The organism is Halomonas huangheensis (genome assembly GCF_001431725.1).
Taxonomy (GTDB): domain Bacteria; phylum Pseudomonadota; class Gammaproteobacteria; order Pseudomonadales; family Halomonadaceae; genus Halomonas; species Halomonas huangheensis.
The window spans coordinates 3,913,738-3,926,646 of record NZ_CP013106.1 but is presented as its reverse complement, the minus strand read 5'-3'; the positions used below and the strand labels follow the sequence as shown (position 1 = coordinate 3,926,646).

The window sequence follows — 12,909 nt, the reverse complement described above, 5'->3', positions numbered from 1 at the left end:
GTTGGCATGCAAGGTTGGCCCTTTCCTTGAGGCATGGCGGGTTTCGGCCAAAAGCGGCCATTGAGATTTTCCTGATATATGACGCCAACAGCACGCGCGGCTGCGGAATGGAGGCGAAGCCGCAATGGAGAAGCCGTCGCCGTGACTTTTCTTGTTAGGCTTTAGAGCCATTCTGTTGCAGCCATCTTTGAGATTCTTCAACAACTTCTAGGAAACGAAACCTCAAATCTCCTTTGTATAACCGGAGGGGGTTTTCATCTGACTCATTGTCTGCCAGATGTATCTTATCCTCCGGCACCTCTGGCTGCTCCCGGTAACTCTCGGTAAAGAGCCTTATCTTATCGATGATGACTAACCACTGAAGCGCATGCTCTGGCGATAGATTGACGGCCAACACCAAAGCATTTCTAAAGTCATCCAGACGAGTGTGCGCAGTCTGCATGGCCAACTTCAGAGGCAGAAACTTTGCCTTTCGATCCTTTATGTCGACTATCGTCCCCTCCAGCCAATCATCCTCGAGAACATGCCTATTAACATGAGGCAGCGCCGTTTCGTGTCCGAAAACACGACATCGGTCATAAGAATCTAGCACTGCTGCAAGCAACGAATTGAGGACAAAAACCGACTTGGCCTCCTTGGTTGAGCGAGGAAAGTAGTCAATCAGAAGATAAAATATATATGCCGCTACAAGGCTAACCAGAACCCCGACACTTATGGTACGCACAGCACCGCTTAGGAGAATTGGTTCAAGAACCGTTCCCGATAAATACTCTGGCAGAGAAAGTCTCGCCTCGATAAAACACAACAGAAGAAAAGCCCCTATGGCAACCATTAGGAGTCTGCGTTCTCTTCTGTCGACCAATAGTCTCGCAGTGATCAATGCTTCTCCATGCATATTGAGCCTAACTCCCGTCATAAACGGCGCGAGGAACGAGCGTCCGGCGACCGAAGGGAGCGAAGGGAGCGAAGGGAGCGAAGGGAGCGAATTTAATGGCTTGGTTAAGCATTTTTATCATTAGTGAGCTCCTCATACCAATTTCGTTGGTTCTCAGGGAGCATAATAGGGACACCAAATTGAATGCGGCTAACTTTAGTATCCTTTGAGGTGGCCTCACCTTTTAGATCAGCGCCAATTCCCGCTATTTTCAAGCCACCGCCACCAGAAGTTCTATCACTCGACTCGACAGTCACAGCAACATCGAAATCTATTATTGTTGATTTGAGGCGAGCACCACTCGAAACCCTAGAATTTTTTGGATATTGGTGGCCTCCATCCCAGCTAGGAACAACAAACGCACCAACACCTTCGGCGTCTTGTGCTTTCTTCACTCCTAAAAGCACATTGACGAGAACTGATTTTACGAACTCATCTAGTTCCATTTTTATCTCCGAGATTGTTATTGATGCTTAGCAGCTGCATGCTTGATATTCCACTTGAACGCGCTCGCGCGTTCAACAATGTTATGCTGCGCGCCCCCTCTCATCCTATTGAAATATCTAGATATTAAGCATAGCTCGGCAGTATAACACCAATCAAATGCATGCTGCATATCCCCAATGAACGTGCTCGTTGCTTTTCCGGCATGTCCGCTTCGGGTCGTCAGTTGCCTCTTCCATCAGAGTAGCCTTAAGATCAGCATTCGGCCATGAGCAGTCATTCAGTGTGTGGCGCTCCAGGCGCAGTACCGCTGACGCCGAGACACAGTGCGGAATTTTATAAGCCACTAATCAGCTCCTATAGAGATTCACTCTGATGTCGTTATTGAATAAGCTGTCGTCACTCCATGACGAAATAATGTTTCTTGAATCAAGCCAGCTGACCAAATTCCGATTATCGGGGGTGTTCTCCAGTCTCGGCGTTTTGTACCCGGTTTTTATTTCGGAAAATGGCGGCGGTAGACTAGCCAAGACATGACGCACTTCGTTATCTTCCATAAGTGAATGATATTTATTGAATAGTGAAATTTGCGTCGCTATGGGGTTGGAATGTATTATCATGGCCTGTGCACTACTACTGTCAAGTTCGGATACTTTGGTATTGGTGTTGTTGATAATTTGGCCGATAAGTGCTGATCGTTCGGGAAGGCCCGCTAGTGCTCCTAGGTCCATCAATTTGACTATTCCGAGTTTGGCGGTATCATCAATTCCAGTTTGAAGAAGCTCCTCTCGGAAGCCATCGTCGAGTGCAAAGTTGTCTGGATCCTCCAAGTATGTGTCGATGTTAGCCGCGACGAATAGTACCTGCAAATCCCTGTTGTCAGTGAGCGCGTCGAGACTCTCTTTAGTGAAGTTGATTTTTCCTTCATCTATCAGGATTCGAAGCTTGGGTGGTTCGAGTCCTTCGGGTAGTTTTTTGAACGGCTTAGGCAGGGCTTGAGCATATTCTCTGTAGGCGGCATCAGACAACGAGCCCGCATTGATTAGGAACTGACGCAGTTTCAGTGAGTCCGAGTCGCGTGGTATGGGATGTCGCAGGATGGCCGAACGAACAATATCTCGATCGAGATAGCCAACCAGGCTATCTCCTTCGAATCCTTCACTTTCCATAAAATCACGACAATTCAGCCACGTTGGTTCGATCATACCTATCTTAAACAGTACTGAGTGCAATCTCTTAGGCACGTCCTCCAAGGTTGGCAGTAATGTTGTTTGCCGTTCTAAAAACTCTCTAAGATCATCTTCATCAATCGTGTCGTGGCGAACCACGGCAAGAATAGCAGCCACATCCTCTTTGGAATTTTCTTCCAGTTTTAAAAGCACATCACTAAAATAGCGGTCAAAATCGCTTTCGACCTTCTCCATCAAGATACCGTTGTTCGTCGAACTTATGGTAGTGAAATTCCTCTCGCGCAGTGGTTCGAGATCATTCTCCCCAAAAATAGATCCGTATATGTATTCTAGGTTTTCTATCGTGAGTTCAAAAAGCCCCGCCTCAAACATGAACCGTACAACTCCAAAGTGCTCTTTTATTGAAGCCAGATCTTTGACTTCGAGGTCGAGGCATTTAAGGCGTTCCGGTGCTAGTTCGGGTGACTGCTCCAGAATGACAGGAAGGTTCACCGAAACAAATTCCGGTAGCTCATCAAAATCCCTTGCGAGAGTTTTGAGATAGTCTTCAGGCAGAACCGAAAGTAGTTGGGTTACGTGAGAGATACTCTTGGGGCTGGCAATGGCTGTTGGGACGAGATCCTTCCAAATCTTAGCTAATCCCGATAGTAACTCAGCAACATGGCGTCCGGTGTCATAATAGGCATCGAAAAAGCCCTCGCAGCTCTCAAACTTGGCCGAGAGAAACTCGAAGAGCTTCTGAGTTTGTTCAAGATAGCGGCTGCGGTCACTCAGGAGAGTATCAACAAGCTTAACATTCAAAACGTAATTTTGTCGGAAGTCTTCATCTCGCATCGCTGCGATGACTTCTTTTGGGTTGTCAATCGGAAAACCCGACTCAGGAGTAGAAAATGCCCGTATTTTGATCAGAAACTTGTTATCGTTAGGCGATAAACGGCCCGAATGAAAGAGTGATGTGTATTGGTAATAGGTATCATCGAGATAGCCTTCCAAGATAAGAAAACTGGCAAGCTCTCCATTCTCCCCGAAGTCCTCGAAAAGACTCTGGACACGGTCGGTGTTTGAACGTAACAGGTCGTTGAGCCTAGTCGTGCGAAGTGCCGCGATCTTTGATTTAAGGTCGCGTATTTGGCGCAAGACCTTGTGCTTATTATCATCCTCCTTGCTTTCGACCTCCTCCTTACGTTGCTTGTAGGATTTCTGAGGGTGCACCTCGCTTTGTAATTGAGAAACATCGACTGGATGATATTGATTCTGGGCATTACGGTAGAATAGGCGCGAAGCATCGATCAATTGCTCGAACGTATTGTGGCTGACCAGTTGAGGAAGTGCGATCCATGTTTGTCGATTGAGAGACACGCTAACAGTATTCGTGGGGAGCTTCTCAATCAAAGCCATAGCGTATATTTTTTGCAACTCTCTCAGACCTGAATGCGCCTGGTTTTCGGCGAGTTCAAGCCGCTTTTCGAGTTCCGCGATTTCGGTCCTGTGCGTGGCCTCACCATGCACAATGAGTTCGTCTTGGAGGTTTAGTATTTCAGCGAGAGTCCCCGCGCCGCGGTGCAGTTGCTCAAAGTCCCTTGGGTAGACGTTTTTATAGATCAGAATCGCGAGGAGCTTGTTGGCATCGAGCAGATTCTCTCCATCAGTTTTCAAATTTGCCATATAAATAGCGTATTCATTAAAGATATTCTGAATCAACCTAAGGTCGTTCAGGTATCGTGAAACCTCTCTTAGAAACTGACGATTAAGACACTCATCGAGCTCAAGCCTCCTTCCCTGCTCCAACACCATATCGATCGAGTTTGATGTATTGATGATCGGTATGACGGGAATGATGAATTCAAAGAATTTCGTTCGATCGGTGTTGACAAACATGTCGTCGCGCAGGGCGTAGAGAAATCTTATGGTGCGTTTCACACCTGCGTTCTCGTTCACAAGGCTATTAATTTCTCGCAGAGTGACGAAAATTTCGGCATTTTCAAATCGATCTATATCCTCAATGACAACAAGGTCGTAATCAGTTGCTTGAAAGAAATAAATTATTTCGTCTAGGTGACGGTTCAATATGGACGCTTGGTCATCATGTGCAGGCTTTATCTCAACATCCTTCAACGAGATTCCCTTAAGTGACAGACCGAAGCTCGCGACATAAAAGTGATGCAGTACCACCCAGAGGAATGTTGCTGCGAGCATGAATGTCCCTAGGTTGAGCCAATTTCTGAGAGCAAGTGGAACAAAAAATGAACCACTGATGAGGTCTTCACGCTGATGAAACACATGCCAGAGCGCGAGAATTCCAAGCATTATGTAAAGCGATTTAAAGATCGACCAAACACCGGGAGACTGAATTCTTTTGAACCGCGATAGCGGGAGTTTGTTTGCGTCAGCACCATACAGCATCTGCTGCAGAATGCTTCTCTCAATCTCTTGACGGCTCACTTTCTCGCCCTCCGAATCGATCTCGGGAACGAAAGCAGCGAGAGAAATATGTAGCGCACGCCGCCGATATTTCTTCAAGAAGGATTGGATGATGCTGCTTTTACCAGAGCCATAGGGACCCGTTAGGGCAATGTTGAAAACCTTGGCATTGTTCATCGCAAACAGCATCGCTTCGGAGTAAACGCCAGACTTGTCTGCCTCATCAGTTGGTGCGAGGTCCACGAACACCGGTTTCCTATCGGCGGAGCGGTCTTTGCTCTCCAGCCAAGACACGATGCGGTAGAGGCTATTGGCAAGCCAGCGTGTTAGTGAGGTGATGATCTTTATCATAAGATGCCAAACAACCTAAAACAAAATAAATAAAAACTCTTGAAGGGCCAGTTTAAATCAGCCCGCCACCACCTTGATTCTCTTGCTTATTTGGATTATAAATTTATATATGGAAATCCAATTGAACCACTCCGCTTGCTGATACCTTTGACCGTCTAATCACGATTTCTAATCGATAACGGATCTGTCTCGATCTCTTCTAACGTCCGCTTTGGGTCCTGGCCGTGTAAAAACAGAAAAAACTTGGTCTGACTCCAGAACCTTCCCCCTCAGCTTCCTGTTGAGCCCACACAAGCCATTGATTGGATGATTTCCGACTAATGCTGTTGTGAGATTTGGAAATCATGAAACCATCAGAAGGCATACATCTCGCCCTTATCGCCCTTGAAAATATGACAAAAGGGGCTGTCATACCCTCGCTGCCTTCATCAACCCATTGACTCCCAAGATCTTTATGACGCGCTTAAGGTTGTACGCCAACACATGAAGACTCATTTCCGTGCTCACATTTCTGAGCCGCTTCGTCGTGAAGTGTGTTGCCCCCATCCACGCCTTCAGTGTCCCGAACGGGTGCTCCACTGTTTGTCGCCTCAATCGCATCATCTCCGGATTCCAATCGAGGCGTGACTGTGCGGCTTCAAGCACATCTTCATGCTCCCAGCGCTTGATTCGTCGTTGCTTGCCAGTCGTGCATTTTTCTTTCATGACACAGGTTGCACATGCCGAACTCCAGTAAGCATGCAGCTTCATCCCTTTATCTATCGTTTCATACCTCCATGTCAGCCGCTGTCCAGCGGGGCAGGAATATTCATTGCTTTTAGGGAGATACCGAAATGCGTCTCTTGGGAAAAAGCCCTTGGCCTGGCTTGGCGATGTCAGCGGCTTGGGGAGATAGGTAGTGATCCCTTCCTTGTGGCAGGCAAGAATTTCCTCGCCCTTGAAATAGCCTCTATCAGCCACGACCTTCAGCTCCTTGATGCCAGTGGCCTCCCGGGCTTGCCTGGCCATATTAGAGAGCTGTCCCCGGTCATGCCCGACGTTGGTCACCTCATGAGCCACAATCAAATGGTGTTGGCTATCGACCGCGGTTTGTACGTTGTAACCCACGCTGCCGGTACCTCTGCCGCTGGTCGCCATCGCCCTGGCATCCGGGTCCGTCAGGGATACTTGCTGATCGGGAGACTTTAGCCTCTCCTCCTCAACTATTTGTAATCGCGAAGTTTCTTCCCGTAGTTTCGTGATTTTTTCCTTCAGGTGCGCGGTCTTGGCCTCGGCCAGTGCAGGCTCCTCCCGGTCGACTGCATCAAGCTGACCCAGATACCGATTGAAGCTTTCTCCAATCTGCTCAAGGCGGCGCTTCATCTTGGTCGCCGTGAAATTTCGGTTGCGGTTGTTGACGGCTTTGAACTTGCTGCCATCGATGGCCACCATGGTTTGTGAGAACAGATCCAGCCGCCGGCAAAGCACGATGAACTCTCGACAGACACGGCGGATGGCCTCGCCGTTATCCTTTCGGAAGTCTGCGATCGTCTTGAAATCCGGTGTCAGGCGCTCCGTCAGCCACATCATCTCGACATTACGTTGCGTCTCGCGCTCCAGGCGGCGACTTGACTGAATGCGATTGAGATAGCCGTAGATGTAGAGCTTCAGTAGAACAGCGGGATGATAGGCGGGCCTTCCTGTCGCATGCGGATCAATGCCCTTGAAACCAAGCCCTCTGAGATCGACGCCCTCCACGAAGGCCTCAATGGCACGGACCGGATTATCCTCAGCGATGAAGTCGTCCAAAAGTGCAGGGAATAACGTGCTTTGATCTCGGGCTTCACCCACCACGAATCGCTTCATCGCCATTTCCTCAGGGATCTGGGTAAAGTGTAGCGGCCATCACGTTTTCACACAGCCTCGGTCGTAACCGGACACTCAAAGCCAAAAGCCCTGTGAGCTTTTTTCTAGCGAAGCCTATAACCACTGCTCGCTGCCCCACGCTGCTCCGCCTACATTTCACTGACACACGGTGTATCTAATAGCAGACAAATATGATTTAGAACAGCGATTCAGCATATTTTTTGGCCGAGATAGACCATTGGACAGAAAGCGTTAAACCAGCGTTTTCAATATGTTGCGAGGGATTTCTCTGGCGTGGTCGGCGGCGATGGAGCGGGCATTGGTTTCGAGCAAGCAAGAGGAATCTTACCTATCTGGTGTGTGGTCGCTTACCAGGGGGGCTTGGAGTCCCTTGGCACTCCTTCACTTACCATCACCCCATCAGCGATTCGCGCAGGAATTCACGGAACAGCCGTACCCGCACGGGGGCGTCGAGGCCGCGCAGGGTGATGGCGTGTAGCTTGCCGTCGTGCACCAGCATATCGGGCAGGATCTCGACCAGTTCGCCACGTTCGACAGCGCCACGTGCGATCAGGTTGGGGAGTGGGCCGATGCCGCCGCCGGCGATCAATAGCCTTGCCAGGCTGGCGTAGTCGCTGGTGCGTAGCTGGGCGCGATTCTCGATCTCGTAGCGGCGTCCGCGTCGCTGCAGGATCAGTGGGGCGGTGCCCTGGTGAGAGAGCGAGGTGACCAGGGCGTGCTGCTGCAGGTCCTCGGGGTGCTCGGGGAGCCCGTGCTCTTCGATATAGCGTGGTGAGGCGTGCAGGCTGATGGTCAGGTCGGCGATCGGCGAGGCGCGGTAGTTCATATCGGGGAGGTCGTGGCCCCCGGCGCGCAATGCCATGTCGATGCGGTGCGCGGTCAGGTCCAGCGGGGTATCGGTCATCACCAGTTCGACGCGAATCTGTGGGTGCTGGCGGTGGAACTCGACCACCAGCGGTGGCAGCAGGTCCACGCCGATGTCGACAGGTGCTGTGACTCGCAGTAGCCCCTGAGGAGCGGCACGCGCTGAACGCGCGCCCTCGGTGGCATCTGCCAGCAGAGTCAGGGCTTCACGGGCGCGGCCATGAAAGCGCATGCCTTCTTCAGTTGGCGAGACGGCGCGCGGTGTGCGTGCCAGTAGGGCGACCCCAAGGCGGCCTTCGAGCCGGCTGATGCGGCGGCTGATGCTGCCCTTGGTTTCGGAAAGATCACGCGCCGCAGCCGAGATCGAACCCAGCTCCACCACCGAGCAGAATGCCTGCAGATCCTCGAGTGAGCCGCCCAGCATGGAAGAGGGAGACGGTGTTGCATCCTGCCTTCCCGATGATGAGTGCGTGGTCATGGTGTGCCTGCCGCTCAATGGTTTCTGAATTGGAAACCATATGTTGCCATTTTGCTGTCTCCCGGAGAACTGGAAACGTCGCCAGACTGTGAACATCACAACGCGCAGACAACTAAGCGCGCCACACTTTTGGTCCATCGCACTTTACCGGGAGACGAATCACATGAATAACTTCACGACTTCGACGACAGCAACCACTAGCGACTCACGAGCCACCCGCCTGCAGAGCCTCGCCTAGCCGCTGATTCGCATTACCGCTGGCCTGTTGCTGATGCCGCATGGCGCCCAGAAGCTGTTCGGTTGGTTCGGTGGTTATGGCATCTCCGGTACTGGCCAGTTCTTCGCCGATACTCTGGGTATGCATCCTGGCTGGTTGTTCGCACTACTGGCCGGGTTGGTTGAGTTCTTCGCTGGTGCAGCGCTGGCATTGGGGCTGCTGACACGCCTGGCAGCGCTCGGTGTGGTGGTGCTGATGTCCGTGGCGCTCAGCGTGCATATCCCCAATGGCCTGTTCTGGACCAATGGTGGTATCGAGTATCCGCTGATGTGGGGACTGGTCGCGTTGGCCTTCGTGATTGGCGGTGGTGGTCGCTACTCGCTGGACTCACGCCTGGGGCTGCGTATCTGAACCGACCGCTCGAATTCATCGCAACAGGGCGCGGGACACTCCGCGCCCTGCATCTGCAGGAGGATATGCCTGATGTCATCGATACTGAATGCGACACCCGAGCAAGCATTGCCCACGCTGTTCCTTCCTCATGGTGCCGGGCCCTGTTTCTACATGGACTGGCAACCTGCGGATGAATGGCTGGCCATGGCAGAGTGGCTCCGGCAGTTGCCGGCACAGTTGGGCGTCAAACCGCGTGCGCTGGTGGTGATCTCGGCCCACTGGCAGGCGCAGCGCTTTGCGATCAACGTGCAGCCATGCCCTGAACTCTATTACGACTACTACGGCTTTCCTGAGCACACCTATCAACTGCAGTGGCCGGTACCGGGAGATCCACAACTGGCGCGTCAAGTAGCGCAATACCTGGCAGCAGCAGGGCTGGAGAGTGTCGAGGAATCCAGCCGAGGGCTGGACCACGGCGTTTTTGTACCGCTCAAGCTGGCCTTTCCCGAGGCGGAGATTCCGGTCGTGCAGGTATCGCTCAAGCAGGGGCTGGCGGTGGAGGAGCATCTGGCCCTGGGGCGCGCGCTGGCACCATTGCGTGAGCAGGGCGTGCTGATCGTTGCCAGTGGGATGAGCTATCACAATATGGCGCGTCTGATGCGTGGTGGCACGCAGGTCGATCCCGATTCACAGGCCTTCGATCAGTGGTTGGGGGAGAGCATCGCGCTCCCGGCACAGCAGCGCGATGCGCGCCTTGTGCAATGGTCACAGGCACCCGGTGCACGGGCCGCTCACCCTGAGGAAGAGCATCTTCTGCCGCTGATGGTGGCCGCCGGTGCGGCAGGCGATGATCCTGGCACGCGCATCTTCCAGGATCAGGTGATGGGCAGTGTGCAATCGGCCTTTGCCTTCGGGATCTGAGAGGTGCGGGGCTGGCCTGATCTTGCATCAAACCAGCCCCACTTCGGACTCGAAAGCCCTTGATGCAAGGCCCTCAACTGAAGGCGGTGAGCCGGCCGGGGTTCTGCTTCACATGGATTACCGCAGGGCCTGGATGGGCGAGCGCCGATTCGACGATGTTGTCGATACTCGCATCGTCGTCAATGGTGTAGCCGCGCACACCAAACGACTCCGCCCAGGCGGCGAAATCGGGGTTGGTCAGTGAAGTCCCCACCTGACGACCCGGGAACAGCTTCTCCTGAAAGCCCTTGATGGTGCCGTAGAGCGAGTTGTCCATGATGATGATCTTGATGTTGACGCCATGATGGACGGCCGTCGCCAGTTCGTTGCAGGTCATCAGCGCGCCGCCATCACCGAGGAAGGCGATGACCATCCCTTGCGGATCGCGCAACCCTGCCGAGACGGCAAAGGGTACTCCGCTGCCCATGGCGCCCGAGGCACTGGCGAGCACTCGCTGACCTTGATGGGCGACCAGGTAGCGATGTACCCAGGTGGCAAAGTTGCCGGCATCGAGACAGAACACGCTATCCGCGGCCGCATGTCGGTTCACTGCGGTGACTACGCCGCCCGGGTCGACGCCATGCACGCTGGTGTTGGCGACGTATTTGCCCAGTGAGCGGTAATTGCCGCTCAACTCATCCAGCCACGCCTGGCGTTCATCGGTTGCTGTCGGTGCGGGCAGCTTGCCGAGCTCGGTCAGGAAGCTGCCGCTGTCCGCCACCACACCCATCCACGGTGCGATATTGCGACCGATCTGATCCGGATCCGGGTAGACATGAATGACATCCTGCTCCGGAACGGGCGCTGCCGGAAAGCGATAGCCTTGAGTGCTGATATCGCCGAGGCGGGTTCCCACGGCGAGGATCAGGTCTGCCTGCGCAAGACATTCTGTCATCAGCGTTGGCATGACGAATCCCACCTGGCCGACCCAGTTGGGATGGTCATTGGCCATGACTTCCTGCTGCTTGAAGGTGCCAAGCACCGGCAATCCCCACAACTCGGCGACTCTGCGCAGTGCCGCCCGGGCCTCGGGGGTATTGATCTGGCCACCCGCCAGCAACAGCGGGCGCTTCGCCTCACTCAAGCGTTGCTGGATGGCATTCAGGTCGGTGGTCGTCGGGCCGGATTTCAATGGCGTCGGTAGCGGGAGCGATGCGTCCATCTTGATATCATCGGCCAGCATGTCCTCGGGCAGCACAATGACGACAGGACCGGGAGTGCCATTGGTCGCCAGCCGCCATGCTTGAGCGACAAGATCCAGCATTCTGTTACCGGAGTGGACCTCGAACACGCCCTTGGCGATATCGCCGAAGGTCTGGCGGTAATCGACCTCCTGGAAGGCGCCGCGGCCCAGCTCTTCACGGGTGACATGACCGATGAAGGCCAGCAGCGGGACACCATCCTGTTGAGCGGCATGCAGGCTGATTGCCGCGTTCATGGAGCCGGGCCCGCGGCTGGTGAACAGTACCCCCGGCCTTCCGGTAAGCCGTGCGTCGGCCACGGCCATGAAACCCGCACCGCCTTCGTGGCGGCAGGCAACCACATCGATGGTTGGATGCTCATACATGGCATCCAGCGCGGTCAGGTAGCTTTCTCCAGGCACGCAGAAGATTCGATCAACACCGTTGGCAGAGAGGAACGTTATCAGTGCCTCGGAAGCGGAACATCGCATGGTAACCACCTATGCATATGGGATGGGGACGCCCTCGTTGCCTTGAGGGCGCCAATCAACGTAGTGGGGGGCTGGGCCTGGGATTAGAACTCGATGTTTTTGGACACCTTGGTAAGGTTGGCTTCGTTTTCGGTCAGGAAATCCTGATAGGCCTGTCCCGCCAGGAAGCTCGGTTCGGAGCCGAGCTCGTTGATCAAGGTGGTGCGCAGCTCCTCGTTCTCCAGTGCGGTTTCGAATGCATCGGCGAGGATGTCGATACGCTCCTGTGGTGTGCCCTTGGGAGCAAAGATGCCGCGGCTTGTTGCCGATTCCATATCCACGCCCATTTCGTGGAATGTCTTGATATCTTCCAGTGCGCTGCCGCTCAATCGCTCGGAGTGTGCAACGCCGAGGGGGCGGAAGGTGCCATCTTCATAGAACGAAGCACAGCAGGCGGCGTTGGTGATGGTGAAGTCGATTTCCTTGGCCATCAGCGCCGCCATCTGCTCGGTGGTGTCCGGGTAACTGATGAGCTTCACATCCGCGGGATCGATACCCATGGCGTCAAACATCTGCATCCAGAAGAAGTGATCCGTCGATGTCGGGATCATGCTGAATTTGACTTCGCCCGGATGGTCCTCGATGTACTGCGGGATTTCACTGGCATCCTGAACGGGGTGTTCAGGGTAAGTCGTGGGCATGTTGAAGGTTTGCGTCACACGCGAGACCGGTTCAAAGGCCTCATACGAGTAATCGACCATGCCCGCGATCTTTGACAGGGCAATGTTGTCGTGACCACCGAGGATCGTATAGCCATCGGGTTCGGCATCCTTTACATGTCTCGATCCCAGCGTCGCACCCGCGCCGGACATGTTGACCGGTACGATCGAAACACCGAGCTCCTTTTCCGCTTCGCGTGCGATCTTGCGGAAGATGACATCGGTAGGTCCGCCGGCGCCATAGGGGATGATCAAGCGAATATCCTGGTTGGGATAATCATCCGCCATCGCGGTGAAAGGCAGCACCGATGCGCAGAGTGCGATGGAGCAGCCTACCAGGGTTTTGGAAATATTGAGTTTCATGAAGCACCTTTTGTGTTGTGGTTGTTTGAGGCTGTGTTCTTCAGCTGTGTTCTTCAGC

9 protein-coding genes are annotated in these 12,909 nt (G+C 53.6%); 2 read left to right on the top strand and 7 right to left on the bottom strand.

The window, feature by feature from the left end; all coding sequences use genetic code 11:
* Positions 1–154 precede the first annotated feature (154 nt).
* The 5 genes from AR456_RS16920 to AR456_RS16905 all read right to left on the bottom strand — a co-directional run bounded on the left by AR456_RS16920 (position 155) and on the right by AR456_RS16905 (position 8,548).
* Positions 155–895, bottom strand: a complete 741-nt coding sequence (locus AR456_RS16920) for a hypothetical protein (protein WP_021818140.1) — start codon at positions 893–895, stop codon at positions 155–157.
* A gap of 104 nt (positions 896–999) precedes the next feature.
* Entirely contained in the window at positions 1,000–1,380 is a 381-nt protein-coding gene (locus tag AR456_RS21350; protein ID WP_155829197.1) for a hypothetical protein, read from the bottom strand.
* Between the two features lie 348 nt (positions 1,381–1,728).
* Positions 1,729–5,340, bottom strand: coding sequence for a YobI family P-loop NTPase (locus AR456_RS16915; protein ID WP_021818142.1), 3,612 nt, complete (start codon positions 5,338–5,340; stop codon positions 1,729–1,731).
* A 408-nt stretch (positions 5,341–5,748) separates the two neighbouring features.
* Positions 5,749–7,185 carry an IS1182 family transposase gene (locus tag AR456_RS16910; RefSeq protein ID WP_021818143.1) on the bottom strand — a complete coding sequence of 479 codons (1,437 nt, stop codon included), beginning with the start codon at positions 7,183–7,185 and terminating at the stop codon, positions 5,749–5,751.
* A gap of 412 nt (positions 7,186–7,597) precedes the next feature.
* The gene (locus AR456_RS16905; RefSeq protein ID WP_051995704.1) at positions 7,598–8,548 is read right to left on the bottom strand and encodes a LysR family transcriptional regulator; all 951 of its coding nucleotides are present in this window, start codon (positions 8,546–8,548) and stop codon (positions 7,598–7,600) included.
* A gap of 241 nt (positions 8,549–8,789) precedes the next feature.
* Between AR456_RS16905 and AR456_RS16900 the strand changes: the two genes are divergently transcribed.
* Both AR456_RS16900 and AR456_RS16895 read left to right on the top strand, forming a co-directional pair.
* Positions 8,790–9,176: a DoxX family protein gene (locus AR456_RS16900; protein ID WP_236995581.1), complete on the top strand. Its 387-nt coding sequence runs from the start codon at positions 8,790–8,792 to the stop codon at positions 9,174–9,176.
* Positions 9,177–9,248: 72 nt separating this feature from the next.
* Positions 9,249–10,079 (top strand): DODA-type extradiol aromatic ring-opening family dioxygenase, encoded by an 831-nt coding sequence (locus tag AR456_RS16895; RefSeq protein ID WP_021818146.1) that lies wholly within the window; start codon positions 9,249–9,251, stop codon positions 10,077–10,079.
* Between the two features lie 73 nt (positions 10,080–10,152).
* Here the strand turns inward: AR456_RS16895 and AR456_RS16890 are convergent, their stop codons facing one another.
* Positions 10,153–11,790, bottom strand: coding sequence for a thiamine pyrophosphate-dependent enzyme (locus AR456_RS16890; RefSeq protein ID WP_021818147.1), 1,638 nt, complete (start codon positions 11,788–11,790; stop codon positions 10,153–10,155).
* An 83-nt stretch (positions 11,791–11,873) separates the two neighbouring features.
* Positions 11,874–12,851, bottom strand: a complete 978-nt coding sequence (locus AR456_RS16885; protein ID WP_021818148.1) for a Bug family tripartite tricarboxylate transporter substrate binding protein — start codon at positions 12,849–12,851, stop codon at positions 11,874–11,876.
* Positions 12,852–12,909: the final 58 nt, after the last annotated feature.

Coding starts and splice junctions, on each gene's coding strand:
- AR456_RS16920 (WP_021818140.1), bottom strand. CDS start 895: ATGCATGGAGAAGCATTGATCACTGCGAGACTATTGGTCGACAGAAGA.
- AR456_RS21350 (WP_155829197.1), bottom strand. CDS start 1,380: ATGGAACTAGATGAGTTCGTAAAATCAGTTCTCGTCAATGTGCTTTTA.
- AR456_RS16915 (WP_021818142.1), bottom strand. CDS start 5,340: ATGATAAAGATCATCACCTCACTAACACGCTGGCTTGCCAATAGCCTC.
- AR456_RS16910 (WP_021818143.1), bottom strand. CDS start 7,185: ATGAAGCGATTCGTGGTGGGTGAAGCCCGAGATCAAAGCACGTTATTC.
- AR456_RS16905 (WP_051995704.1), bottom strand. CDS start 8,548: ATGACCACGCACTCATCATCGGGAAGGCAGGATGCAACACCGTCTCCC.
- AR456_RS16895 (WP_021818146.1), top strand. CDS start 9,249: ATGTCATCGATACTGAATGCGACACCCGAGCAAGCATTGCCCACGCTG.
- AR456_RS16890 (WP_021818147.1), bottom strand. CDS start 11,790: ATGCGATGTTCCGCTTCCGAGGCACTGATAACGTTCCTCTCTGCCAAC.
- AR456_RS16885 (WP_021818148.1), bottom strand. CDS start 12,851: ATGAAACTCAATATTTCCAAAACCCTGGTAGGCTGCTCCATCGCACTC.